24 protein-coding genes are annotated in these 23919 nt (G+C 70.5%); 14 read left to right on the top strand and 10 right to left on the bottom strand.

Translation table 11 applies throughout. From position 1 onward, the window contains the following. Positions 1-31: 31 nt before the first annotated feature. Positions 32-1915, bottom strand: a complete 1884-nt coding sequence (locus OG338_RS15885; protein WP_405937945.1) for a bifunctional metallophosphatase/5'-nucleotidase — start codon at positions 1913-1915, stop codon at positions 32-34. Positions 1916-2122: 207 nt separating this feature from the next. Between OG338_RS15885 and mshD the strand changes: the two genes are divergently transcribed. From mshD to pstB, 11 genes are all read left to right on the top strand, one after another. After that, positions 2123-3061 carry a mycothiol synthase gene (gene mshD, locus OG338_RS15880; protein WP_405937944.1) on the top strand — a complete coding sequence of 313 codons (939 nt, stop codon included), beginning with the start codon at positions 2123-2125 and terminating at the stop codon, positions 3059-3061. Positions 3062-3151: 90 nt separating this feature from the next. Then, entirely contained in the window at positions 3152-3562 is a 411-nt protein-coding gene (locus OG338_RS15875) for a GntR family transcriptional regulator (protein WP_405937943.1), read from the top strand. Further along, positions 3559-4449: an ABC transporter ATP-binding protein gene (locus OG338_RS15870; RefSeq protein WP_405937942.1), complete on the top strand. Its 891-nt coding sequence runs from the start codon at positions 3559-3561 to the stop codon at positions 4447-4449. Before OG338_RS15875 ends, OG338_RS15870 begins: the two co-directional genes overlap by 4 nt. Then, positions 4446-5216 carry a hypothetical protein gene (locus tag OG338_RS15865; protein ID WP_405937941.1) on the top strand — a complete coding sequence of 257 codons (771 nt, stop codon included), beginning with the start codon at positions 4446-4448 and terminating at the stop codon, positions 5214-5216. Before OG338_RS15870 ends, OG338_RS15865 begins: the two co-directional genes overlap by 4 nt. A 253-nt stretch (positions 5217-5469) precedes the next feature. Further along, the gene (locus tag OG338_RS15860) at positions 5470-7722 is read left to right on the top strand and encodes an RNA degradosome polyphosphate kinase (RefSeq protein WP_405937940.1); all 2253 of its coding nucleotides are present in this window, start codon (positions 5470-5472) and stop codon (positions 7720-7722) included. Continuing rightward, positions 7691-8725: a CHAD domain-containing protein gene (locus OG338_RS15855; protein ID WP_405937939.1), complete on the top strand. Its 1035-nt coding sequence runs from the start codon at positions 7691-7693 to the stop codon at positions 8723-8725. Before OG338_RS15860 ends, OG338_RS15855 begins: the two co-directional genes overlap by 32 nt. Then, positions 8722-9135, top strand: a complete 414-nt coding sequence (locus OG338_RS15850) for an NUDIX hydrolase (protein ID WP_405937938.1) — start codon at positions 8722-8724, stop codon at positions 9133-9135. The genes OG338_RS15855 and OG338_RS15850 overlap by 4 nt, the downstream gene beginning before the upstream one ends. 174 nt (positions 9136-9309) lie before the next feature. After that, positions 9310-10446: a phosphate ABC transporter substrate-binding protein PstS gene (pstS, locus tag OG338_RS15845; protein WP_405937937.1), complete on the top strand. Its 1137-nt coding sequence runs from the start codon at positions 9310-9312 to the stop codon at positions 10444-10446. Positions 10447-10587: 141 nt separating this feature from the next. Continuing rightward, positions 10588-11574 carry a phosphate ABC transporter permease subunit PstC gene (gene pstC / locus OG338_RS15840; RefSeq protein WP_405937936.1) on the top strand — a complete coding sequence of 329 codons (987 nt, stop codon included), beginning with the start codon at positions 10588-10590 and terminating at the stop codon, positions 11572-11574. Continuing rightward, complete coding sequence (pstA, locus tag OG338_RS15835; RefSeq protein WP_405937935.1) at positions 11571-12659, top strand: phosphate ABC transporter permease PstA; 1089 nt, start codon at positions 11571-11573, stop codon at positions 12657-12659. Before pstC ends, pstA begins: the two co-directional genes overlap by 4 nt. 24 nt (positions 12660-12683) lie before the next feature. After that, entirely contained in the window at positions 12684-13460 is a 777-nt protein-coding gene (pstB, locus tag OG338_RS15830) for a phosphate ABC transporter ATP-binding protein PstB (RefSeq protein WP_164624265.1), read from the top strand. 120 nt (positions 13461-13580) lie between these two features. Here the strand turns inward: pstB and OG338_RS15825 are convergent, their stop codons facing one another. Then, positions 13581-14579 carry an anion permease gene (locus OG338_RS15825; protein WP_405937934.1) on the bottom strand — a complete coding sequence of 333 codons (999 nt, stop codon included), beginning with the start codon at positions 14577-14579 and terminating at the stop codon, positions 13581-13583. A 5-nt stretch (positions 14580-14584) separates the two neighbouring features. Then, entirely contained in the window at positions 14585-15205 is a 621-nt protein-coding gene (locus OG338_RS15820; RefSeq protein ID WP_026171331.1) for a DUF47 domain-containing protein, read from the bottom strand. 201 nt (positions 15206-15406) lie between these two features. On the opposite strand from OG338_RS15820, the gene OG338_RS15815 reads away from it, so the two are divergent. After that, positions 15407-15784, top strand: coding sequence for a metal-sensitive transcriptional regulator (locus OG338_RS15815; RefSeq protein WP_405937933.1), 378 nt, complete (start codon positions 15407-15409; stop codon positions 15782-15784). A gap of 14 nt (positions 15785-15798) precedes the next feature. Here OG338_RS15815 and OG338_RS15810 read toward each other — a convergent pair whose 3' ends face one another. Together OG338_RS15810 and OG338_RS15805 are read right to left on the bottom strand one after the other, a co-directional pair. After that, positions 15799-15990: a hypothetical protein gene (locus OG338_RS15810; RefSeq protein WP_405937932.1), complete on the bottom strand. Its 192-nt coding sequence runs from the start codon at positions 15988-15990 to the stop codon at positions 15799-15801. Between the two features lie 116 nt (positions 15991-16106). Further along, entirely contained in the window at positions 16107-16967 is an 861-nt protein-coding gene (locus tag OG338_RS15805; RefSeq protein ID WP_405937931.1) for a hypothetical protein, read from the bottom strand. A gap of 180 nt (positions 16968-17147) precedes the next feature. Between OG338_RS15805 and OG338_RS15800 the strand changes: the two genes are divergently transcribed. Then, positions 17148-17321 (top strand): hypothetical protein, encoded by a 174-nt coding sequence (locus tag OG338_RS15800; RefSeq protein WP_018101683.1) that lies wholly within the window; start codon positions 17148-17150, stop codon positions 17319-17321. A 34-nt stretch (positions 17322-17355) separates the two neighbouring features. After that, entirely contained in the window at positions 17356-18960 is a 1605-nt protein-coding gene (locus OG338_RS15795; RefSeq protein WP_405937930.1) for an FAD-binding oxidoreductase, read from the top strand. 104 nt (positions 18961-19064) lie between these two features. Here the strand turns inward: OG338_RS15795 and OG338_RS15790 are convergent, their stop codons facing one another. The 5 genes from OG338_RS15790 to OG338_RS15770 all read right to left on the bottom strand — a co-directional run bounded on the left by OG338_RS15790 (position 19065) and on the right by OG338_RS15770 (position 23746). Beyond that, positions 19065-19796: a phosphatase PAP2 family protein gene (locus OG338_RS15790; RefSeq protein WP_405937929.1), complete on the bottom strand. Its 732-nt coding sequence runs from the start codon at positions 19794-19796 to the stop codon at positions 19065-19067. A 239-nt stretch (positions 19797-20035) separates the two neighbouring features. After that, positions 20036-21025, bottom strand: a complete 990-nt coding sequence (locus OG338_RS15785) for an NlpC/P60 family protein (RefSeq protein ID WP_405940437.1) — start codon at positions 21023-21025, stop codon at positions 20036-20038. A gap of 104 nt (positions 21026-21129) precedes the next feature. Next, on the bottom strand, positions 21130-21585 hold the full coding sequence (locus OG338_RS15780) for a hypothetical protein (RefSeq protein WP_405937928.1): 456 nt from the start codon (positions 21583-21585) through the stop codon (positions 21130-21132). A 98-nt stretch (positions 21586-21683) separates the two neighbouring features. Further along, positions 21684-23486: an alpha/beta hydrolase gene (locus tag OG338_RS15775; protein ID WP_405937927.1), complete on the bottom strand. Its 1803-nt coding sequence runs from the start codon at positions 23484-23486 to the stop codon at positions 21684-21686. Beyond that, a complete protein-coding gene (locus OG338_RS15770; RefSeq protein ID WP_164628592.1) occupies positions 23483-23746 on the bottom strand; it encodes a hypothetical protein in 264 nt (87 codons plus the stop codon). Before OG338_RS15770 ends, OG338_RS15775 begins: the two co-directional genes overlap by 4 nt. Positions 23747-23919 lie beyond the last annotated feature (173 nt).

Raw genomic sequence — 23919 nt, 5'->3', positions numbered from 1 at the left:
AGCCCCTTCCCCTTCTGCCGCTCCGTTACCCCTACTGCACGACCGTGATCCGGTCCGTCGCCGGCGGGTCCAGCGGGGACGAGGCCGTGGAGTGCGCGGCCAGGTAGTCGTTGAACAGGTCCAGGTCGGAGGCGCCGACCAGCTTGTTCGTGCCCTCGCCGAGCGCCGCGAAGCCGTCGCCGCCGCCCGCCAGGAACTCGTTCATCGCGACGCGGTACGTCTTGCCCGGGTCGATCGCCTCACCGTTCAGCTTGATCGTGTCGGTGACTACGCGGTCCGCGCCGGACTTCGTCATGTCCAGCGTGTAGGTGAGGCCCTCGGAGACCTGGAGGATCTTCGGGCTGGCCTCGTTGGAGCCGCTGACCTGCTGCTGAAGGGCGCTGACGAGCTGGGCGCCGGTCAGGTCCACGACGTTCATCATGTTGGTGAACGGCTGCACGGTGAACGCCTCGCCATAGGTGACGACGCCGTCGCCCTCACTGCCGGACGCCTTGTACACCAGGTCCGCGCGGATGCCGCCCGGGTTCATGAAGGCGACGACCGCCCCGCCCTTGTCCGCCGGGGCCAGGCCCTCCAGCTGCGCGTCGGCGATCAGATTGCCGAGCGGCTTCTCCGGGGCGGTGGAGCCGCGCCCGTTGATGTCGGCCGAAATATAGCCCTGCGGCCGGTTCGAGATCGGCGCCGCGAGGGTATTCCAGCGGGCGATCAGGTCCGTCATGTCCTTGGCGGGCTTCTGATCGCGGCTGACGAGGTGGTTCGCGGAGACCGGGTTCGACGGCGTCGAACCGTGGTGCTTCGAGCCCTTCTTGCTGCTGCCCTTCACCGCCGTGCGCACGATGTCGCCGGTGCGGCGGTCGTACGTCAGCGTCGTGTCCGTGTACAGCCGGCCGAAGGAGGCCGCCGACGTGACCAGACGCGGGTTGCCCGCGGGGTCCGGGATGGTGCAGACGTACGCCTGGTGGGTGTGGCCCGTGATCAGGGCGTCGACCTTCGGCGTGATGCCCTTGGCGATGTCCGTGATCGGCCCGGAGATGCCGTCACCGGCGCCCGGGCTGTCGCAGTCGTAGTTGTACGAGGAGGAGGCGGGCAGGCCGCCCTCGTGGATGAGCGCGACGATCGACTTCACGCCCTGGCGGTCCAGCTCCTTGGCGTACTTGTTGATCGTCTCGACCTCGTCGTGGAACTTGAGTCCCTTGACGCCGTTGGCCGTCACGATGTTCGGCGTGCCCTCCAGGGTGACGCCGATGAACCCGATCTTTACGCCGTTCTTCTTCCATACGGTGTACGGCTTGAGGATCGGCTTCCCGGTCTTCTCGCTCGTCACATTGGCCGCGAGGTACGGGAAGTCGGCGCCCGGGAACTTCTTGCCCTTCTCGTAGCACCCCTCGACCGGGTGGCAGCCGCCGTTCTGAAGGCGCGCCAGCTCGGTCGCGCCCTCGTCGAACTCGTGGTTGCCGACGCTCGTCACATCGAGGTCGATCTTGTTCAGCGCCTCGATGGTCGGCTCGTCGTGGAAGAGCCCCGAAAGCAGCGGGCTCGCGCCGACCATGTCGCCGCCGGCCGCGGTGATCGAGTACGGGTGGCCCTTGCGGGCGGTACGCAGCGAGGAGGCGAGGTACTCCACGCCACCGGCCGGAATCGCCTTCGTCGTACCGTCGGCCTGCGTCTCGGTGACCGTACCGGCCGAGCCGGCCGGCGGCTCAAGATTGCCGTGCAGGTCATTGAAGGACAGCAGCTGTACGTCGACGGTCCGGGCCGGCGTGTGGTGCCCGTGGCCGTGGCCGCCGCCGTGCCCGTGGCCGCGCCCGTGGGCACTGGCCGGCATCGCGGCGACGAGCGCGCCCACGGTGGCGAGACCGGCCGCGGCGGCGAGCACCCGCCGTGACGCCCGGTTCTTCTGCGGTGTCGCTGACATCGGTCCCCTTGTGAGTTCAGCGGGTGAAGTTCGAGCCGCAGCCTAGAGTCAACGCGCGTAGCGCGACAGATGTTTACGGTTACGAACTGGTTGCCAGCCGGTGTGTGTCCGCCGGCCCGTCCGGCGATCGAGGACGGAAACCCGCGCTCCGGACCGGGGTGTCCGGCAAAGCCCGCCCCCGCCCGAGGGGCCCGTACGCTCGGACCCATGACGACAGACGCACCCCTCCCCGCACCCGGACGCGAGATCCAGACGCTCGACACCCTCTCCCCCGACCAGGCCGCGGCCGTGCTCGACCTGCTCGCCGAGGCCGCGCGGTCCGACGGCCGGCAGGCCGTATCGGAGCAGGGCCGTCTGCAACTGCGGGGCGGGCAGCGGGCCGGCGTACGGCACTTCCTGCTGTCCGCCGGGGGCGTGCTCGCCGGTTACGCGCAGCTGGAGGACACCGACCCCGTGGAGGCACCGGCCGCCGAGCTGGTCGTGCACCCCGCGCACCGGGGCCACGGCCACGGCCGCGCGCTCGGGGCCGCGCTGCTCGCCGCCACCGGGAAGCGGCTGCGGGTCTGGGCGCACGGCGGAAAGGCCGCGGCGCGCCATCTCGCCCAGGTCCTCGGCCTCTCCCTGTTCCGGGAACTGCGCCAGCTGCGCCGTCCGTTGAACCCGCTGAACCTCGCCGAACCGGCCCTCCCCCCGGGCGTCACCGTGCGCACCTTCGTCCCGGGCGAGGACGACGCCGCCTGGCTCGCGGTGAACCGCGCCGCCTTCGCCCACCACCCCGAGCAGGGCTCGCTGACCCAGCGCGACCTGGACGACCGCAAATCCGAACCCTGGTTCGACCCGAAGGGCTTCTTCCTGGCCGAGCGCGAGGACGGCACGGGCTCCACCGAACTGATCGGCTTCCACTGGACGAAGGTCCACACCGAGGAACGGCTCGGCGAGGTGTACGTGGTCGGCATCCGGCCCGACGCACAGGGCAGCGGCCTCGGCAAGGCACTCACCGCGATCGGCCTGCACCACCTGGCGGCGGAGGGCCTGCCGACCGCGATGCTCTACGTCGACGCGGACAACCCGGCGGCCCTCGCCGTATACGAACGGATGGGCTTCACGACACATGAGGTCGATCTGATGTACCGCACGGAGTCCTGATCCCTCCTCAAGTGCGTGCGGGGCGGCGTCGCTTGACGCCGCCCCTTCTTTACGACACCCTTTCACTACTCAATTAGTGAAAGGGTGAAGATGGCAGAGTCCGCGGCAGTCGAGTTCCGCATCGACCGGCGCAGCGGCGTCGCCACGTATCTCCAGATCGTCCAGCAGACCAAACAGGCCCTGCGCCTCGGACTGCTGGAGCCGGGCGACCGGCTGCCCACCGCCCGGGAGGTGGTCGAAGCGACCGCGATCAACCCGAACACCGTGCTCAAGGCGTACCGCGAGCTGGAACGGGAAGGGCTGGTCGAGGCCCGGCGCGGCCTCGGCACCTTCGTCACCCGGTCGCTCGGTGGCGCGGCGGCCGCCGACGACTCCCCGCTGCGCGCCGAACTCGCCGCCTGGGCGGGCCGGGCGCGGGCGGCCGGACTCGAACGCGACGACGTGAGCGCGCTCTTCACCGCCGTACTGGACAGCGAATTCGAGGGGGACCAGGACCGATGACGGGTACCGCGCTGGAGGCCGAAGGGCTCGGCATGCGATATGGGGGCCGCAGGGGCGGCTGGGCACTGCGGGACTGCACGTTCCGGCTGCCGACCGGCGCCGTCTGCGCGCTCGTCGGGCCCAACGGCGCCGGCAAGTCGACCCTGCTCGCCCTGGCGGCGGGTTTCCTGCGGCCGGCCGAGGGAAGGCTGCGGGTCCTGGGCGCAGCGCCCGGCGAGACGCGGGCCCGGATGGCGTACGTGGCCCAGGACAAGCCGCTCTACCCGCAGTTGACGGTCTCCGAAACACTGTGGGCGGGTGCGGAGCTGAATCCGGACGGCTGGGACCGGGAGGCGGCAGCGCGCATCGCCGGACCGCTGCCCTCGGACGCGAAGGTCCGCGACCTCTCGGGTGGGCAGCGCACCCGGCTCGCCCTCGCTCTCGCCCTGGGCAAGCGGACCGAACTCCTCCTCCTGGACGAGCCGATGGCCGACCTCGATCCCCTCGCCCGCCACCAGCTGATGGGCGCCCTGATGGCCGAGGCCGCCGAGCACCGGACGACCATCGTGATGTCCTCGCACATCCTCAGCGAGCTGGAGGGCGCCTGCGACCACCTCCTCCTGGTCGACGGCGGCCGCGTCCGCCTCGGCGGCGAGACGGACGACCTGCTCGCCGCCCACGCCCTCCTCACCGGCCCGGTCCGCGACCTCGCCCCGCACACGGTGATCGAATCCCGCACAACGGGCCGCACCCTGACCGCCCTGGTCCGCCCGGAGGGCCCGGCCGACCCGGTCTGGGACCGCTCCGCCCCCTCCCTGGAAGAACTACTGCTCGCCCACCTCCGCTCCCCGAAAGCCCCCACGCTGCTCACCCCGAGCGCGACGGTCCACGAGGCGGTGGCGGCATGAGCACGCTGAGCCTGCGGGGTCCGGAACGGCTCGTCGTACGGCAGCACCGGCTCGTCCTGTGGGTGAGCGGTGCGCTCGCCCTCGCCGGGATCGCCCTGGTGATCGGCGCCTGGTTGTTCACGTCCTCCGCCGCCGACGACTTCTCCGGGACCGGGTGCTCGGTCGACCACATCGTCCCCGGCTGCGGCATCCAGGCCCGCCACTTCCTCAGCATCGAGATGTACTACAGGCGGATCTTCGACTACGCCGGGCTGGTCATGGCCGCCCTGCCCACGCTCATCGGCCTCTTCGTCGCCGGACCGGTGATCGGCCGGGAGCTGGAGGACGGCACCTACCGGCTCTCCTGGAGCCAGTCCGTGAGCCCCGCCCGCTGGCTGGCAGCCAGACTGGCCGTCCCCGGTGCCCTCATCGCCGGGGTCACCGTCCTGTCCGCCGTGTTCGCGTGGGGCTGGTCCCGTACGTACGAGACGGACTACCCGGCCAAGTCGACCGAGCCCCTGGTGTACGGGGTGATGGGCCCCGTACCCGTGGCCTCCGCCCTGCTCGGCCTCGCCCTCGGCGCGCTCATCGCCCTGCTGCTCCGGCGCGCCCTGGCATCGATGACCCTCACCGTGGTCGTCTCCCTCGCGCTGATCGCGGCCCGGGAGGCCGTCCGTCCCGACGGAGCTTTCTGGCCCCTCCAGCTCACCGAAACCGCCATACTCCTCGTCCTCGCCGCAGCCGTCACCGCCCTCGCCTTCCGGGTGCTGCGCCGCTACCACGCCTGAGCCGTTCCCAAACCCGGTCCGGGGGCCCGGCCCCGGACCGGGCCCCCACACACGGCCACCCACCGCTTCCCGCACGTCATGTCGTCGTAACCACGCATTCAGACGGCCTTGCGACCCTCGCAGGATGCAGCCAGCTGTGCCGTCCCCCCGCAACGGGCGTAATACCGGCAGAACGCGCCCCGACCGCGCCGTCCACGCGATCTCGTCCTCCTCCGACGCGCCCCCTGAGCGCTCCGCGCGGAAGAATGGGCTCATGAGCCAGCAGCCCAGCTCCGAGGTTCCGGTCCAGCCCGCCGCCCAGCCGTCCGTGGGTGCCCTCGCCGCACACCGGCCGCATGCCGTCGCCCCCTCCGGGAGGAGCGCGGCCCTGTCCACCGCCGCCGATTTCGATCCCGACATCGACGCCGACGCCGACGCGTACGAACCCGAGGTGGACGGGGACGAGCTGCCCCAGGGCCGGTTCCTGGACCGGGAACGCAGCTGGCTCGCGTTCAACGAACGCGTCCTCGAACTGGCCGAGGACCCGGCCACGCCGCTCCTGGAGCGGGCCAACTTCCTGGCGATCTTCGCGTCGAATCTGGACGAGTTCTTCATGGTCCGGGTCGCAGGACTGAAGCGCCGCATCGCGACCGGGGTCGCCACCCGGTCCGCGTCCGGGCTCCAGCCCCGCGAGGTGCTGGACCTGATCTGGACCCGCTCCCGGGAGCTCATGGCCCGGCACGCCGCCTGCTACCAGCAGGACGTCGCCCCGGCCCTGTCCGACGAGGGCATCCAGCTGATCCGCTGGCCGGAGCTGACCGAAAAGGAGCAGGCCCGCCTGTTCACCTTCTTCCGGCAGCGCGTCTTCCCCGTCCTCACCCCCCTCGCCGTGGACCCGGCCCACCCCTTCCCGTACATCTCCGGCCTGTCGCTGAACCTCGCCGTCGTCGTACGCAATCCGGTCAGCGGCCACCGCCACTTCGCCCGGGTCAAGGTTCCGCCGCTGCTGACCCGCTTCCTGGAAGCGTCGCCGCAGCGCTACGTGCCCATAGAGGACGTCATCGCGGCCCACCTGGAGGAGCTGTTCCCGGGCATGGAGGTGCTGGCGCACCACATGTTCCGGGTCACCAGGAACGAGGACCTGGAGGTCGAGGAGGACGACGCGGAGAACCTGCTCCAGGCCCTGGAGAAGGAGCTCATGCGCCGCCGCTTCGGCCCGCCGGTCCGCCTGGAGGTCGAGGAGTCCATCGACCCGTACGTACTGGACCTGCTGGTCCGCGAGCTGAAGGTGTCCGACGCCGAGGTCTACCCGCTGCCCGGCCCCCTCGACCTCACCGGCCTCTTCGGCATAGCGTCGCTGGACCGCCCCGAGCTGAAGTACCCCAAATTCGTCGCCGGCACCCACCGCGACCTCGCCGAGGTCGAGTCCGCGTCCGCGCCGGACATCTTCGCCGCCGTACGCGAGCGGGACGTCCTCCTGCACCACCCGTACGACTCCTTCTCCACCTCCGTCCAGGCGTTCCTGGAACAGGCGGCGGGCGACCCGGATGTCCTCGCGATCAAGCAGACGCTGTACCGGACCTCCGGCGACTCACCGATAGTGGACGCCCTCATCGACGCCGCCGAGTCCGGCAAACAGGTCCTCGTCCTGGTCGAGATCAAGGCCCGCTTCGACGAGCAGGCCAACATCAAATGGGCGCGCAAGCTGGAAGAGGCGGGCTGCCACGTCGTCTACGGGCTCGTCGGCCTGAAGACGCACTGCAAGCTCTCCCTCGTCGTCCGCCAGGAGGGCGACACCCTGCGCCGCTACTCGCACGTCGGCACCGGCAACTACCACCCGAAGACGGCCAGGCTCTATGAGGACCTGGGGCTGCTCACCGCGGACCCGCAGGTCGGCGCCGACCTCTCCGACCTCTTCAACCGCCTCTCCGGCTACTCCCGCCGCGAAACCTACCGCCGCCTCCTCGTCGCCCCCAAGTCGCTGCGCGACGGACTGGTCGCCCGCATCACCAAGGAAGTCACCCACCACCGCGCGGGCCGCCCCGCCTACGTACGCATCAAGGTCAACTCGATGGTGGACGAGGCGATCATCGACGCCTGCTACCGGGCCGCCCAGGCCGGCGTCCCCGTGGACATCTGGGTACGCGGCATCTGCGCGATCCGCCCCGGCGTCACCGGCCTCTCCGAGAACATCCGGGTCCGCTCGGTCCTCGGCCGCTTCCTCGAACACTCCCGGGTCTTCGCCTTCGGCAACGGCGGCGAACCCGAGGTCTGGTTCGGCAGCGCCGACATGATGCACCGCAACCTCGACCGCCGCATCGAGGCCCTGGTCCGGGTCACCGACCCCGCCCACCGCGCCGCGCTCAGCCGCCTCCTGGAGACCGGCATGGCCGACACCACCTCCTCCTGGCACCTGGGCCCCGACGGCAACTGGACCCGGCACTCCGCGGACGCGGACGGCAAGCCTCTGCGGCACGTACAGGAAATGCTCATCGATGCCCGGAGGCGCCGGCGTGCGACGCCCTGACCAGCACCCCGAGGCCGCGGCCCCGGCCCGAGCGCCCGGCATCACCGGCGTGAGCGCGGGGTCGGTCCTCGGCCCCTATCTGCGCACCCAGGCCGCCGACTTCCTGCGCAGCCTGCGCCTGCACCGCGAGAACACCGCTCCCACGGACGCCGGATCGCGCGCCGCCGAACAGGCCGCCACCGCCCTGCGCCGCTCCGCCCGCCGGATCGGCGCCACCCTGCACACCTTCCGCACCGCGCTCGACCCGCTCTGGGCGGAGCAGCTGCGCACCGAGCTGTCCTGGCTCTCCGGCACCCTCGCCCGCGAACACGCCTACGCGGACCGGCTCACCCGGCTCCTGGAGGCGCTGCACGGCCTGTCCGGCGCCCCCGTCCTCCCGGCCGCCCGCACCGGCGACGCCACGGGGACGGGCCGCCCCGTCCTCGGCGTCGGCGCCGCCCGCGCCGGCGCCCTGCTGGAACGGCAGCTCACCCTGGCCCGGACCCGCGCCCACTCCGCCGCCCTCCAGGCCCTCGGCTCCGCCCGCTTCCACGCGGTGGCCGACGCGGTCGCGCTGCTCGCCTCCGAGGTCCCGCTCGCCCCCGCCGCGACCGGCCCCGCCGGGGAGCTGCTCGCCGAGCCCGCGGACCGGGCCGAACAGCGGCTGCACGGGGCCGTCGCCGCGCTGCCCTCCGACGAGTCGGCGGAGCCGTACAACGAGGCGCACGACGCGCCCTGGCACCAGACCCGCCTGCTCCTCCGGCTGCACCGCTACGCCCACGAGGTGGTGCACGGCGCCCCCGACCCGGTGCTGGCCGCCCCGGGCCACGCCCTCGATCTGCACCGGGACGCGGCGGAGGCGGCCGGCGCGGCGGCCGCGGCCGCCCGCACCCCGAGGATCGCCCCGGCGACCGCGTACGCCCTGGGCGTGCTCCACGCCGACCAGCGCCACGAGGTGGAGGCGGCGCGCGCGGTCTTCCGCGAGTGCTGGCCCTGTGCGACGACGGGGGCGGCGCGGCCGTGAGCGGCCCGGTGCGGGCGGCGGGCTGCGTCCTGTGGCGCCGGCCGCCCGCGCCCGCCGGGGGCGTGGAGCTGTGCCTCGTACACCGGCCGCGTTACGACGACTGGTCGTTCCCCAAGGGCAAGCTGAAGCGCGGCGAGTCCCCGCGGGAGGCGGCGACTCGCGAGGTCCTGGAGGAGACGGGCCACCACTGTGTGCCGGGGGCCGTGCTGCCCCTGGTCCGGTACGTCGCGAACGGCCGCCCGAAGGAGGTCACCTACTGGTCCGCCGAGGCCACGCAGGGCGCCTTCACCCCGAACGACGAGGTGGACGCGGTGCTGTGGCTTCCCCCGGAGGCCGCCCGTGAACAGCTGACCCAGCCGCGCGACCGCGAGCTGCTGATCGCGGCGCTGAAGACGCTGCCGGAGGCGTAGGACCGGAACCGGGCCGCCCGCCACGGTTCACTTTCCGTTCACTCACCCCCGTAAACCACGTCACCTGTTCTGCCTAATTTCAGACCTACCGGGTGCAGAGATCAGCCACTGCACCGCCCGCGTCGCACGCCGCCCGCAAGCAGCCGCGGCGGCTTCTGGAAGGAACACCCGAAAGTGAAGCTTCAGCGCAAGAACCGGCTTCGTGCCACCGCGCTCGGTGCCCTCGCCGTCTCCGGCGCCCTGGTCCTCACGGCGTGCGGTTCGGACGACAACAGCGGCGAGACCTCCGCCACCGGCGGCGCCAAGACGAAGGCCGCGTCCGACGTCAAGTGCGACGGCGCCAAGGGCCAGCTGCGCGCCTCCGGCTCCAGCGCGCAGAAGAACGCCATGGACCTCTGGGTCAAGGAGTACATGGCCGCCTGCTCCGGCGTGGAGATCAACTACAACTCCTCCTCGTCCGGCGAGGGCATCGTCGCCTTCAACCAGGGCACCGTCGGCTTCGCCGGCTCCGACTCGGCGCTCAAGCCCGAGGAGGTCGCCGACTCCAAGAAGGTCTGCAAGACCGGCCAGGGCATCAACCTCCCGATGGTCGGCGGCCCGGTCGCCGTCGGCTTCCACCTCGAAGGCGTCGACAGCCTGACCCTGGACGCCCCCACCCTCGCCAAGATCTTCGACACGAAGATCAAGAAGTGGAACGACGAGGCGATCGCCAAGCTCAACCCCGACGCCAAGCTGCCGGACAAGGCGATCCAGCCCTTCCACCGCTCCGAGGACTCCGGCACCACGCAGAACCTCGGCAAGTACCTCGGCGCCGCGGCCCCGAAGGACTGGAAGTACGAGGCCGAGAAGAAGTGGCCCGCCCCCGGCGGCCAGGCCGCGTCCGGCTCCTCCGGCGTCGCCTCCTCGGTCAAGCAGGTCGACGGCTCCATCGGCTACTTCGAGCTGTCCTACGCCGCCTCGCAGCAGATCTCCACGGTCGACATCGACACCGGCGGCTCCGCCCCGGTCAAGGCGTCCTCCGAGAACGCCTCCAAGGCCATCGCCGCCGCCAAGATCAAGGGCACCGGCAAGGACCTGGCGCTCGACCTCGACTACACGACCAAGGCCGACGGCGCCTACCCGCTGGTCCTCGTCACGTACGAGGTCGTCTGCGACACCGGCAACAAGGCCGACACCCTCGGCACCGTCAAGTCCTTCCTGACCTACACCGCCTCGGCGGACGGCCAGAAGCTCCTCACCGAGGCGGGCTACGCCCCGATCCCCGAGGAGATCAACGCCAAGGTCCGCGAGACCGTCGCCGGCCTCTCGTAACCAAGCCGTACGACACCAGCCGTACGACACCCAGCGCATCCGGCGGCCGGTCCGGAACACCCCTCCGGACCGGCCGCCACCGCCCCTCCGGTGCACCGCCGCCAGGGGAGCCCCGGCTCCCCCACACAGACCGGAAAGACCATGGCTTCCACCACACAACAGATACAAACCCCGCCGGGCAGGCGATCCCGCCCCCGGTCCACGGGCCGCACCGGCGACCGGATCTTCCTCGGTCTCTCCCGCGGCTCCGGCATCCTGCTCCTGGTGATCATGGCGTCGATCGCCGCCTTCCTCACCTACCGCGCGGCGGTCGCCATCTCGAAGGACGAGGGCAACTTCCTCACCACCTTCGACTGGAACCCGGCCGGTGACCCGCCCGTCTTCGGCATCGCCGTCCTGCTCTTCGGGACCGTCGTCAGCTCCGTCATCGCGATGGCCATCGCGGTCCCGGTCGCCGTCGGCATCGCCCTGTTCATCTCGCACTACGCCCCGCGCAGGCTGGCCGGCCCGATCGCGTACGTCATCGACCTGCTCGCCGCCGTCCCCAGCATCGTCTACGGCATCTGGGGCGCCCTCGTCCTCGTGCCGTACCTGGAGGGGCTCAACCTCTGGCTCGACCAGTTCTTCGGCTGGACCTACGTCTTCGAGAAGACCGAGATCGGCGTCGCCCGCTCCCTCTTCACCGTCGGCATCCTGCTCGCGATCATGATCCTGCCGATCGTGACCAGCGTCAGCCGCGAGGTCTTCCGCCAGGTCCCCCGGATGAACGAGGAGGCCGCGCTCGCCCTCGGCGCCACGCGCTGGGAGGTCATCCGCCTCTCGGTCCTGCCGTTCGGCCGCTCCGGCGTCATCTCCGCCTCGATGCTGGGCCTCGGCCGCGCGCTCGGCGAGACGATGGCCGTCGCCACCGTCCTGTCGCCGAACTTCCTGATCTCGCTGCACGTGCTCAACCCGGGCGGCGGGACCTTCGCCCAGAACATCGCGGCGAAGTTCGGCGAGGCCGACGCGTTCGGGCGGGACGCCCTGATCGCCTCCGGCCTGGTCCTCTTCGTCCTCACCCTGCTGGTCAACGGCGCGGCCCGGCTCATCATCGCCCGCCGCAAGGAGTACTCGGGGGCCAACGCATGAGCCACGCCACCACCACCCCCGGCGTCCAGGACCGCCCGACGCCCGCACCGGCCGCCCCGAAGGGCAGCCTCAGCAGCCGGTCCCTGCCGCGCCTCGCGCCGCTCGGCTTCGCGGCCGCCGCCATCGTGCTCGGCATCGGGCTGAGCCTCGCCGCCGGCTGGCAGAGCCGGGTGCAGTGGGGCCTGATCTCCGCGCTGCTCTTCCTGATCATCTCGTACGCCGCCACCAGCGTCGTCGAGAACCAGCGCCAGGCCCGCGACCGCCTCGCCACCAGCCTGGTCTGGGTGTGCTTCCTGGTCGCCGTCGTGCCGCTGGCCTCGCTGCTCTGGACGACCGTCAGCCGCGGCTCGGAGCGCCTGGACTTCTACTTCCTGACCCACTCGATGGCCGGGGTCCTCGGCCCCGAGGCCAGCGGCGGCGTCTACCACGCGCTGATCGGCACCCTGGAGCAGGTCGGCATCGCCACCCTGATCTCCGCCCCGCTCGGCCTGCTCACCGCCGTCTACCTGGTGGAGTACGGCAAGGGCGCGCTGGCCAGGGCCGTCACCTTCTTCGTGGACGTCATGACCGGCATCCCGTCGATCGTGGCCGGTCTCTTCATCCTGTCGATCATGCTGATCGCGGGCCTGGAACCGTCCGGCCTGATGGGCGCGCTCGCCCTCACGATCCTGATGATCCCGGTCGTCGTCCGCTCCACCGAGGAGATGCTCAAGCTCGTCCCGAACGAGCTCCGCGAGGCGTCCCTCGCCCTCGGCATCCCGAAGTGGCGCACGATCCTCAAGGTGGTCCTGCCGACCGCGATCGGCGGTATCGCGACCGGCGTCATGCTCGCCGTCGCCCGCATCGCCGGCGAGACCGCCCCGATCATCCTGCTGGTCTTCGGCAGCCAGCTGATCAACACCAACCCCTTCGAAGGCGCCCAGTCGTCACTGCCCTTCTACATCTACGAGCAGTACAAGATCGGTGAGGCCGCGTCCTACGACCGCGCCTGGGCAGCGGCCCTGGTCCTGATCGCCTTCGTCATGATCCTCAACCTGGTGGCCCGCGGTATCGCCCGCTGGAAGGCCCCCAAGGCCGGGCGCTAGGCCCGCCGGAAAGCAGTGATTCAGATGGCCAAGCGCATCGACGTCAGCGGACTGTCGGCCTACTACGGCAGTCACAAGGCGATAGACGACATCTCCATGACCATCGAGCCCCGCTCGGTGACCGCCTTCATCGGCCCTTCCGGCTGCGGCAAGTCCACCTTCCTGCGCACCCTGAACCGGATGCACGAGGTCACCCCCGGCGGCCGCGTCGAGGGCAAGGTGCTCCTGGACGACGAGAACCTGTACGGGACGAATGTCGACCCGGTGACCGTACGCCGTACGGTCGGCATGGTCTTCCAGCGCCCGAACCCCTTCCCCACCATGTCGATCTTCGACAACGTGGCGGCGGGCCTGCGCCTCAACGGCTCGTACCGCAAGAGCACCCTCAACGACGTCGTGGAGAAGTCCCTGCGCGGCGCGAACCTGTGGAACGAGGTCAAGGACCGGCTGAACAAGCCCGGCTCCGGCCTCTCCGGCGGCCAGCAGCAGCGCCTGTGCATCGCCCGCGCGATCGCCGTCGAGCCGGACGTGCTGCTGATGGACGAGCCGTGCTCCGCCCTCGACCCGATCTCCACCCTCGCCATCGAGGACCTGGTCGGCGAGCTGAAGGAACGGTTCACGATCGTCATCGTCACGCACAACATGCAGCAGGCTGCCCGCGTCTCGGACCGCACCGCGTTCTTCAACCTGGCGGCGGTCGGCAAACCCGGCAAGCTCATCGAGATCGACGAGACGGAACGCATCTTCTCCAACCCGTCGGTCCAGGCCACCGAGGACTACATCTCCGGCCGCTTCGGCTGATCCGCCCGGCCCTCCCGTACGGCCTTGGGGTGCTGCATGGCGGTGCCACCACAAGGCGAAAGGGTCCGCCCCGCACTCCCTCGGGAGTGCGGGGCGGACCCACGTACCGCGCGGCCGGCGTCAGCCGAACATCAGATACACGACCCCGTAACTCCCGGCGGCGACCAGCGCGGCGGCCGGCATCGTGATGAACCAGCCGAGGATGATGTTCTTCGCGACCCCCCACCGCACCGCGTTCACCCGCTTCGTGGCGCCCACACCCATGATCGCCGAGGTGATCACATGAGTGGTCGAAATCGGCGCGTGGAAGAGGAACGCCGAACCGAACATGATCGACGCACCCGTCGTCTCGGCGGCGAAGCCCTGCGGCGGGTCCAGCTCGATGATCTTCCGGCCGAGCGTACGCATGATGCGCCAGCCGCCCGCGTACGTACCGAGCGACAGCATCAGCGCGCAGACCAGCTTCACCCAGACCGGGATCGGATCGCTCGGGGACTCGACGTCGGCGATGACCAGGGCCATCACCACGATGCCCATCGTCTTCTGCGCGTCCTGGAGACCGTGCCCGAGCGCCATGCCCGCCGCCGAGACCGTCTGCGCGATGCGGAAACCGCGCTTGGCCTTGTGCGGGTTGGCCTTCCGGAACATCCACATGATGGCGACCATCACCAGATAACCGACCACCAGGCCGATCACCGGCGACAGGAACATCGGGATGACGATCTTGTCGAGCACCCCGTCCCAGTGCACCATCGTCCCGCCGGCCAGCGCCGCGCCGACCATCCCGCCGAACAGCGCGTGCGAGGACGACGAGGGCAGCCCGAAGTACCAGGTGATCAGGTTCCAGATGACTGCGCCGACGAGCGCGGCGAAGAGGATGCCCATCCCCTTGTTGCCCTCGGGCGTCGCGATCAGGCCCTCACTGACGGTCTTGGCGACCCCGCTGCCGAGGAACGCGCCCGCGAGGTTCATCACGGCCGCCATCGCCAGCGCCGCACGCGGCGTCAGCGCACGGGTCGAGACCGACGTGGCGATCGCGTTCGCCGAGTCGTGGAAGCCGTTGGTATAGGTGAAGCCGAGCGCGACGCCGATGGTCACGATCAGTACGAAGGTGTCCACGTGGTTCAGGACTCCTTGACCGCGATGGTCTCCACCGTGTTCGCGACGTGCTCGAACGCGTCGGCAGCCTCTTCCAGCACATCCACGATCTGCTTCAGCTTCAGCACCTCTATGGCGTCGTACTTGCCGTTGAAGAGGTGCGCGAGCAGCTTGCGGTGGATCTGGTCGGCCTGGTTCTCCAGACGGTTGACCTCGATCCAGTACTCGGTGAGGTTGTCCATCGTGCGCAGACCCGGCATGGCCTCGGCGGTCAGTTCGGCCGCCCGCGCCAGCACCTCGATCTGCTGCTCCACACCCTTGGGAAGCGTCTCGATCTGATACAGCACGACCAGATCGACGGCCTCCTCCATGAAGTCCATGATGTCGTCGAGCGACGACGCGAGGTTGTAAATGTCCTCACGGTCGAACGGCGTAATGAAGGAGGAGTTCAGCTGGTGGAAGATCGCGTGGGTGGCATCGTCCCCCGCGTGCTCCGCTGCCCGCATGCGCTCCGCGATCTCGGCCCGGGAGGACGAATCCGCCCCGAGCAGTTCCATCAGGAGTTTCGAGCCCGTGACGATGTTGTCCGCGGATGCGGAGAACATGTCGTAGAAGCTCGTCTCCCTGGGGGTCAGACGAAAGCGCACGTGGGGTCCTCGGGGTGCTTTGGATTCGGTCAGGCTGATGCTAGGCGCATCATCCGGCCACGGCTAACCGGCATTCTTCAGTGTCGCGCATCGGGCACAGTGATCAGCACGGGACCCCGGTCACGTTTCAGCTGAATTCGTTAGGATATACCCACCAGGGGTATATAAACCGGCAGGGTAAAGGGAAAACGGGAGGCAGCAATGACCACCACCGAGGCCATGGGGACCGGGCCCTCACCGGACGCGGTACCCGGCGCGGCCCCCGTGGAAGCGATCGTCACCGACCACGACCGCGGAATACACGGCTACCACCACCAGAAGACCGAACACCTCAAACGCCTGCGCCGCATCGAGGGCCAGATCCGCGGTCTCCAGCGCATGGTGGACGAGGACGTCTACTGCATCGACATACTCACCCAGGTCTCGGCGTCCACCAAGGCGCTCCAGTCCTTCGCGCTCCAGCTCCTGGAGGAGCACCTGCGGCACTGCGTCGCCGACGCGGCCGTCAAGGGCGGCGACGAGGTCGACGCGAAGGTCGAGGAGGCCACCAAGGCCATCGCCCGCCTGCTGCGTACTTGACCCCCGGCGATCACTCAGCCCCGGTGTTCGCCCTGCCGGGGGACGGTGGTGCGGTCGCCGCCGGCCTTCACATCGAGCACCTCGTCGATGCGGTCCGCACTGAGCCGTTCCCCGATCGCCGCCGAAGCCGCGATCATCAGCTCCCCGCACAGCTCGATCTCGGCGAGCGCCACATGGTCCGATACGGTCGGGCTGAGCGTCACCACGTCACTCACCTCTCACTGCCGTCACCGGCTTCCTAGGGTAGAGAGCCCGACACGCACCGCGCATGGCACGGACGGACCATTTCGCCCCCACCCATGCGGGGACCGTGCGACTCATCTCACGCCCGCCCCTGTTCGATCTCACCGGTGTAGATGTCCCGGTCGTGCGGCAGCCGTACGGTGACGGGCACGCCGAACCCGTACAGAAGCGTCGTGGAGACCACCTCCGCCGCCGGGCCCTCGTTGGCGAAACTGAACCGGTGGCGCACCTTCCGCAGCCGCCCCTGCTCGTCCAGATACGCGTCGAACGGCACCGCCCGCGTGCGGAACCCTTTCGCCGCCGCCACCAGCGCCGCCCGCGCCCCGGGCGCCGCCAGCCGGGCCGCCCGGCCGATGTCCGCGGTGCCCCGGTAGTGCCGCACGGTCACCCCGGCCACATCCGTCTCACCCACGTACGTCACGCCCCCGGCACCCCGCAGCAGCTCGGCGGCGGCCAGCGGATCGGTCACCCCGCCGGTGACCAGATTCCCGTCCTCCAGGGCCGTCGTGTCGATCCGCACCCACTTGTCGGCGGGCACCCCCGCGCCCCGGTTCATCATGTACAAAGCCCCCGGCGCCAGCAGCTCCGTGATCGGCCGGTGCTCCTCCTCGCCCGCCGCGTCGGGCGGCAGCACCACCTTCAGCCGGCCCGAACCGGCCCGGAAGTCGTACGAACCCGAGCCCCTGATCGTGACCCGGGTGCCGCCGGCGGCCGTCTCCATCGACGTACTCACCTCGGCGCTCGCGACCCCGTCCCCGGCGAGCACCGCCGCCGCCCGCCGCACCACCTCGGCGCCGCCGTCCCGGGCGTCCGCGGCCGCCGCGGCACGGTCGGCGCCGCCGCCACCGGCGCACCCGGCGGCCGCCGCCGTCACGCCCACCGCGACGAAGGCGCGCACGACGCGCGCCCCGCCTCCGGACCTGTGCTGCTGCACCACCATCGCCTGACCATCCCCAAACCCCGAACCGCTTGCCCGAGTCCGTGTCCGCCTCGCATAACGACCGCCCGTGCCCCCTGTAACGTCCACGCCCCCGATTGGCGCCGTCGGCGCGATGCGAGCGCCCCCTCGCGGTTGACGGACCCCTCCCGGCCGGGCCGCCCCGCCCAGTACCGTGTTCGCGTGTACGACCAACACGCCGCCGAGGTCCCGCCGGCCCGCCCCGCCCATGAACCCACCACCGTCGAACGCGGCTCGTTCTGCACCGCCCGCTGCGCCTGCGGCTGGTCCGGGCCCGCCCGCCGGTCCCGCGACCGGGCCCGCGCGGACGCCGACGAACACCGCACCACGGCCTGACCACGGGCCCCCTCTCCCCCACCCCGGAGGTCCGATGACCCTGCCGAACCGGCGCACGCTCCTCGTGGCGGGCGCCGCCGTCCTGACCGGCGCCACCGCCACCGCGTGCGAGGGCACCGACACGGCGGACCCGTCGCCCGGCGACACCCCGGCCACCACCGGGCCCGCGTCTTCCCCGGCCCCCTCGGCGTCCAAACCCGCCAAGTCCGCCAAGCCCTCCGGCCCGGCGGACTGGTCCGCGCTCGGCAAGAGCCTCGACGGACCGCTGATCCGCCCCGGCGACACCGCGTACCCGACCGCCCGTCAGCTCTACAACACCCGCTTCGACGGCCAGAAACCGGCCGGGATCGCCTACGTCCGGCACGAGGACGACGTCCGCGAATGCCTGGCCTTCGCCCGCCGCACCTCCGTGCCGGTCGCGATCCGCAGCGGCGGCCACTCGTACGCCGGCTGGTCGAGCGGCAACGGCCGCCTGGTGATTGACGTCGCGTCACTCAACCGCGTCGAGTCGAACGGCACGATCGGCGCCGGCGCCAAGCTCCTGGACGTCTACGAGGGCCTGGCCGCGCACGGCCTGACGATCCCCGGCGGCTCCTGCCCCACGGTCGGCATCTCCGGTCTCACCCTCGGCGGCGGCCACGGCGTCGCCGCCCGCGCCTACGGCCTGACCTGCGACAGCCTCACCGCCGCCACCCTCGTCACGGCCGATGGCCGCACGGTGACCGCCGACGCCAAACACGACCCGGACCTCTTCTGGGCGCTGCGCGGCGCGGGCAACGGCAACTTCGGCGTCGTCACGAGCCTCCGCTTCCGTACGCACTCCGCCCCCCGGACCGTCACCGCGTACATGTCCTGGCCCTGGTCGCGCGCCCGGGACGTCATCACCGCCTGGCAGGAGTGGGGCCCGGACCAGCCCGACGAGATCTGGTCCGCCGCGCACCTGGACGCCGGGCCGGGCGGCAGCAACCCGACGGTCTCGGTCTCGGCCTTCAGCCTCGGCACGTACGGGGACCTCCAGAACGCCGTCGACCGCCTCGCCGACCGCATCGGCGCCTCCGCCACCTCGGTCTCGCTGCGCCGCCGCGACTACCGGGAGGCGATGCTCGTGTACGCGGGCTGCTCGGGCCTCACGGACGCGCAGTGCCACCTTCCGGGGACCACGCCGGGCCGCACCCCGCAGGGCGCCCTCCAGCGCGAGACGTACGCCGCCGCCTCCGACTTCTACGACCGCTCACTGCCCCCTGCGGGCGTTTCGGCCCTGCTCGACGCGGTCCTGGCGTTCACCCGGCTCGCCCCCGGCCAGGGCGGCGGCGGCTCGGTCGCGCTGACCGCGCTGGGCGGGGCGGTGAACCGGGTGGACCCGCAGGCCACGGCGTTCGTCCACCGCCGCTCCCGGATGCTCGCCCAGTACATCGGGGCCTGGCGGCCCGGGGCCCCGGGAACCGCCCAGCAGAAGTGGCTGAAAGAAACCCATGCGGCGATGCGCCCGTACGCCTCCGGGGCGGCGTACCAGAACTACACGGACCCGTCCCTCACCAACTGGCGCTCCGCGTACTACGGCTCGGGCGCGGCGCGCCTGGCCCAGGTGAAGAAGCGGTACGACCCGGAGGGGCTGTTCACGTACGCGCAGGGGGTGTGAGGGGGGCCGGTGCGGGGAAGGGGCGGCCCCGTCCCGGCCCTGGACACACGCGTGCCCCGGGCCGCCTTGCGGGCTCCGGGGCACATGCCGGGGGACGGCCGGGCTCAGGCCGCGAGGCCCTTCTCACCGTCGGAGCCGCCGCCGCGCGAACCGGGGCGCGGCTCGGGGATCCCGAGCGCGTCGTTCCGGTCGGGGTCCGCCGCCCGGGGGTGGCGCGAGCGGACCAGGCGGCCGAGGCGGGCGGACCGGGAGACGGCCGCCACGAGGGGCGTCAGCAGCATCATCGCCAGGGGCGCGAGGAGCAGCGCGACGGCCGTACCGAGCGCGAAGCCGCCGACCACGTCGGTCGGGTAGTGGACGCCCATGTAGACCCGGCAGAACCCTTCCAGCAGGGCGAGCCCGATGGCCGCGATGCCGAACTTACGGTGGGCGACGAAGAGCCCGACGCCGAGAGCCATCGCCATCGTGGCGTGGTCGCTGACGAACGAGAAGTCGTTCTTCCCGTCCACCAGGACGTCGAGCCCGGAGTGGTCCTTGAACGGCCGCGGCCGTTCCACGAAGCCACGGATCGGAATGTTGATGAGCAGGGCGATACCGGCCGCGAGCGGCGCCCAGACGAGCCCGGCCACCGCCGACACGGAGTCCTCGGCCGTGCCGCGCCGGCGAACGCTCCACCAGCACCACAGGACCACGAGGACCATGCCGAGCATGATCCCGTACTCTCCGACGAACTCCATGACCCGGTCGAACCAGGTGGGAGCGGACTTGGCGAGTCCGTTGATGTCGTAGAGCAGGCTGACGTCGGGGTTCGACCCATCCAGTGCGAGTCCAGCCATCTGCTGCGGCCCCTTGCCTTGTCTGCTGCTGCGGCACACGTCCCTGTGCGCCGCATTTCACGAACCCCCGTGTTCGGTCCGTCCACGTCGATCACTCACGCGCCCAGCCAGAGAACGACGCGCCCCGTGCGTACGTTCCACTCTCCACCGAATGATCACCATGACGTTATCGAAGAGTGACACATCGTCGCAGCTCAGGGCCCGGGCTTCACGGAGGGTTCCGGCCACCGGCACACACCTCAGCCAGCCGCCCGCGCGGTCGGCAGCGCCGCCGCCCCGTCCTTGGTCACGCGGGTGGCACCGAAGTAGTCGGGCGAGTCGATCTTGTCGAACCGGATGACCGCACCAGTGTACGGAGCATTGATCATGTACCCGCCCCCGACGTACAGGCCCACGTGATGAATGGCACGGGAGTTGGTCAGATCGTCGGAGAAGAACACCAGATCACCGGGGAGCAGTTCATCGCGCGAGGGGTGCGGCCCGGCGTTGTACTGATCGTTCGCGACACGGGGCAGCTCGATGTCGACGGTCCGGTACGCGGCCTGGGTCAGCCCGGAACAGTCGAACCGCCCGCCCTGCTCCGGCGTACCGTTGCCGCCCCACAGATACTTCGTGCCGAGCTTCTTCTGCGCGAAGTAGATGGCCCCGGCCGCCTGCTGGGAGGGCTGCACACGGCCGACGGGCCGGGCGAAGCTCTTCTCCAGCGACCGGATGATCTTGACGTAGTTCCTGGTCTCGGCGATGTCGGGCACGCCGCCCGACTTGATCACGCGGTACGCCCCCGCGTTGTAGGCGGCGAGCATGTTGTCGGTGGGGTCACCCGGGACCTTCTTCACGTACCCGGCGAGCTCGCAGTCGTACGAAGCGGCGGAGGGGATCGCGTCGGCCGGATCCCACACGTCCCGGTCCCCGTCCCCGTCCCCGTCGATCCCATGCCCCGCCCAGGTCCCGGGAATGAACTGCGCGATGCCCTGCGCGGCGGCGGCGCTCTGGGCGCGGGGGTTCCACCCGCTCTCCTGATAGAGCTGAGCGGCGAGCAGAGCCGGGTTGATCGCGGGGCACAGATTCCCCCACTTCTGCACCAGCCCCTGATACTTCGCCGGCACCGCCCCCTCGGCCAACGCGACGGCCCCCCCACCCGCCCCCCCGACGAGCCCGGCAGCAGCGGAGTAGGTCCCCACAACAAGCAGAGCCACAAACCCCAGGGCCCCCCCGACCCCGACCCCCATGGCCACCCAGAATCTACGCACCCGTCAACCATCCCCCATCAGGGCACGCTTCGGGAGCGTTTTCGAGGGTGTGTACGAGTCACATCGGGGGAGCGCGGGGGCGCTCAGGGAGCGCCGAGAGACCAGAAGTCGGAGCGGACGTTGGGGCGTGGTAGCGGGTACACCCCCGCATAGGACGGCCCATTGGGCGAGGCCGTCGCCTCCGCCACCTCGGACTCCTCCACGCAGGGGCTATCTACCTCGAAGAAGGCTTGGCCCTTCCCTCCGACACTCAACGTAACGCCAAAACCATCGCTGGTTTGGGCATAGATGGCGGGAAGGTCGTTGTCCTTGTTAACAGCCTTGATCCTGTACCCATTTTTCCGCCAGAAGCGGTCAACGATCCCGAGAAAGCTACCGCGACGCTCGTCAGAGATGATGGTCATAACGACGCGCATCCGCGAAACGTCACAACGCCCGGCACTAGTGGGCCCATGAGCCCACTGAACCTCAGGCTTAATCTGCCGGAGGACTTGGTCCAGAATTTCGTCAGCTCGATCTGCAGCCTCTTGCATATCCATGGCCGCGCGCCCTCCATCATTAGTGCGGTCACCATCTCCGCAACCAGGTACAAGAAGAAACAAGAGCAGCACCGCCCCCAGCCCCAACAATCGCCGCGTCACCGCACCTCCTCCACCTTGACCTTGTCAGCCTTTCCGGCCGCGATCAAAGCGATACTGTCGGCCGACATCGCATCTCGTTGAGGTTCGGCATCAAAGTAATTCGAGTGGGCGTCGATCGAAAATCCGTCGGACCCAATGAGGGGCGGCCCGGGCGCCACCGGAAATCGTCTGGCACCAAAAGCTTCGCTCGCCGGATCCTTCCCGAACCAGAGGTCGTCGCCCCCCGGATCCGCGACCTCTCCAAGCAAGTGCGCAGCCGCAGGTCCTCCAGTCAGCCCGAAGAACCCTGCGGCAACCTGCCGAACAGACGGCACCTTGGTCACGACGTCATTCTCCGCCGCGCCCACGAAGACGTGGCCCTTGCCCACTCCTAGATCCTCTGCTCGATTCACACCAACCCCGGGACTTCCAACCAGGACGATGTCGTCGGCCCCAGGGATCCCACCGTCTTGCTGAGTTGCAGCTCCCACCGTGCGCGATCCGTACGAGTGTCCGATCACTGTCATATGCGGGTCCTCATGCACATTCGTAGCCGCCAGTCCCCCCATAAACTGGTTGAACGCATCACCACCCCTGACGGCCCTGTCGTCACCCCCAACAGCAAGGCTGTTCAAACCATCCGGGAATTGCGGTGCGTCATATCCCAACCACACCATCGACGCACTTGAATGGTCGTACTTCATGGCCGCTTTAGCCGTGTCTCTGGCCCTCTTGAGGTCCCCCCTAGCGAAATCCTCGTCCAACGAAGTGTTCAACCCCGGCACATACGCCGCCACATTCCGCGCCGTATCAGGATTCCCATACGAAACAATCGCGCGCCCATTCCCCTCGTCCCCGATGCCGAGGAGGTACATCGGCGGCTGGCCGCCCGCGTCCAGTTGTCGGTGAATCTCCCGCAACCCCGCCAACCGCACCCGCGACACCTCGTCATCCCGCCCCTCCAGCTCACCGATCAGGAGCTGGAGGTTGTCGCGGTTCGCCGTGTCGCGGATCAGGGACGGGATGCCGTTCAGGTTGCCGATCTGGTCCGGGTACACCGCGAGGTACTCCTCGCGCTGTTCGTCCGTCAGGTGGGCCCACCACTCACGCACCGCCGCGGGCGACGCGTCACGTGGGATGCGGGACTTGAGGTACCCGCGCGCCGCCTCCCGGACCGCCGCCGCGTCGCCCGCCGCGTCGGTCCACGTGCGGTCCGGGACCTTCAGGCCCTCCTCCGCGCGGAGCCGGCGCAGGATCCGGGTGAAGCGCCAGTCGGTCCGGGCGGCCGCCCGGACCGCCCCCGTGACCCGGTCCGAGATGTCCCGCGCCCGCGCGGCATGCGTGTCCGGGGCGACCAGCCCCGAGGCGGGCAGCAGCCCCGGCATGCCGGCCGCCCGAGCCGTGCCACCGGGCACCGGATCGCCGTCGAACAGGCCCCCGGGCCCGGCCGGATACGACACCGACCCATCCGCGTGCACGGTGAACTTCAGCGACTCCGCCTCCTCCAACGCCCGCCGCAGCACCCCCTGCTGCACCCGCATCTCGTGCGCGAGACTGTTCAACGCGGTACGGATCAGCCCGCACTCGGTGTACACGTACTGCAAATTCCGGCTCATCCCCCGCAGCCGCCCGACCGCCGCATCGGCCGCCGCGCCGCGCTGGGACTCGCGCAGACCGACGAGGAGCTGCTTCTCGATCCGGTCCCGCCCCGCATCCGCCCGGTTGCTCGCCTTGCCCCAGCCATCCGCCGCACTCTCCAGCTCGGCGCACTTGAGGTCGCGTAACTGAGCCCACGTCAACGTGGAGGACAGCGCGGTCACCGCTCGACCCCGTGGGTCAGCCGCGCGACGGGCGAGAAGGACGAACGTACGGACTCATTCGTCTCCCCCTGCGCCCGCGCGACAGCGCGCAGGCTGCCCGCGAGCGCCCCGCACTCATGGCGGGCGGACTCGACCCGGCGTACCCAGGACTCCCGTACGGCACCCAGCTCGGCAAGGGAGTTCAGCCCGGCGGTCCCGGCGATCAGACCCTCGTGCGCCGTCGCCAGTTCCCCGCGTACGGGCCCGAGGTGAGCCCCCATCCCCTCCGCACCCCCGGCGGCCCGCAACCACGCACCACCGCTGTGCCGCAACTCAGTCCCGCCGGCAGTACCACCCCCACCGGCGGGGCCACCCGCAAGATCGACCAGCCTCAACCGCGCACCACTCATCGTCCACCCCGTTCTTGATCACGAAGATCGTGGAGCGGCACTGT

Origin of the sequence: Streptomyces sp. NBC_00726 (assembly GCF_045161735.1) — a bacterium.
GTDB lineage: Bacteria > Actinomycetota > Actinomycetes > Streptomycetales > Streptomycetaceae > Streptomyces.
The sequence above is the reverse complement of the archived record's forward strand: the minus strand, read 5'-3'. Positions and strand labels throughout refer to the sequence as shown.

Coding starts and splice junctions, on each gene's coding strand:
- OG338_RS15885 (WP_405937945.1), bottom strand. CDS start 1,915: ATGTCAGCGACACCGCAGAAGAACCGGGCGTCACGGCGGGTGCTCGCC.
- mshD (WP_405937944.1), top strand. CDS start 2,123: ATGACGACAGACGCACCCCTCCCCGCACCCGGACGCGAGATCCAGACG.
- OG338_RS15875 (WP_405937943.1), top strand. CDS start 3,152: ATGGCAGAGTCCGCGGCAGTCGAGTTCCGCATCGACCGGCGCAGCGGC.
- OG338_RS15870 (WP_405937942.1), top strand. CDS start 3,559: ATGACGGGTACCGCGCTGGAGGCCGAAGGGCTCGGCATGCGATATGGG.
- OG338_RS15865 (WP_405937941.1), top strand. CDS start 4,446: ATGAGCACGCTGAGCCTGCGGGGTCCGGAACGGCTCGTCGTACGGCAG.
- OG338_RS15860 (WP_405937940.1), top strand. CDS start 5,470: ATGAGCCAGCAGCCCAGCTCCGAGGTTCCGGTCCAGCCCGCCGCCCAG.
- OG338_RS15855 (WP_405937939.1), top strand. CDS start 7,691: ATGCCCGGAGGCGCCGGCGTGCGACGCCCTGACCAGCACCCCGAGGCC.
- pstC (WP_405937936.1), top strand. CDS start 10,588: ATGGCTTCCACCACACAACAGATACAAACCCCGCCGGGCAGGCGATCC.
- pstA (WP_405937935.1), top strand. CDS start 11,571: ATGAGCCACGCCACCACCACCCCCGGCGTCCAGGACCGCCCGACGCCC.
- pstB (WP_164624265.1), top strand. CDS start 12,684: ATGGCCAAGCGCATCGACGTCAGCGGACTGTCGGCCTACTACGGCAGT.
- OG338_RS15815 (WP_405937933.1), top strand. CDS start 15,407: ATGACCACCACCGAGGCCATGGGGACCGGGCCCTCACCGGACGCGGTA.
- OG338_RS15805 (WP_405937931.1), bottom strand. CDS start 16,967: ATGGTGGTGCAGCAGCACAGGTCCGGAGGCGGGGCGCGCGTCGTGCGC.
- OG338_RS15795 (WP_405937930.1), top strand. CDS start 17,356: ATGACCCTGCCGAACCGGCGCACGCTCCTCGTGGCGGGCGCCGCCGTC.
- OG338_RS15790 (WP_405937929.1), bottom strand. CDS start 19,796: ATGGCTGGACTCGCACTGGATGGGTCGAACCCCGACGTCAGCCTGCTC.
- OG338_RS15785 (WP_405940437.1), bottom strand. CDS start 21,025: ATGGGGGTCGGGGTCGGGGGGGCCCTGGGGTTTGTGGCTCTGCTTGTT.
- OG338_RS15780 (WP_405937928.1), bottom strand. CDS start 21,585: ATGGATATGCAAGAGGCTGCAGATCGAGCTGACGAAATTCTGGACCAA.
- OG338_RS15770 (WP_164628592.1), bottom strand. CDS start 23,746: ATGGGGGCTCACCTCGGGCCCGTACGCGGGGAACTGGCGACGGCGCAC.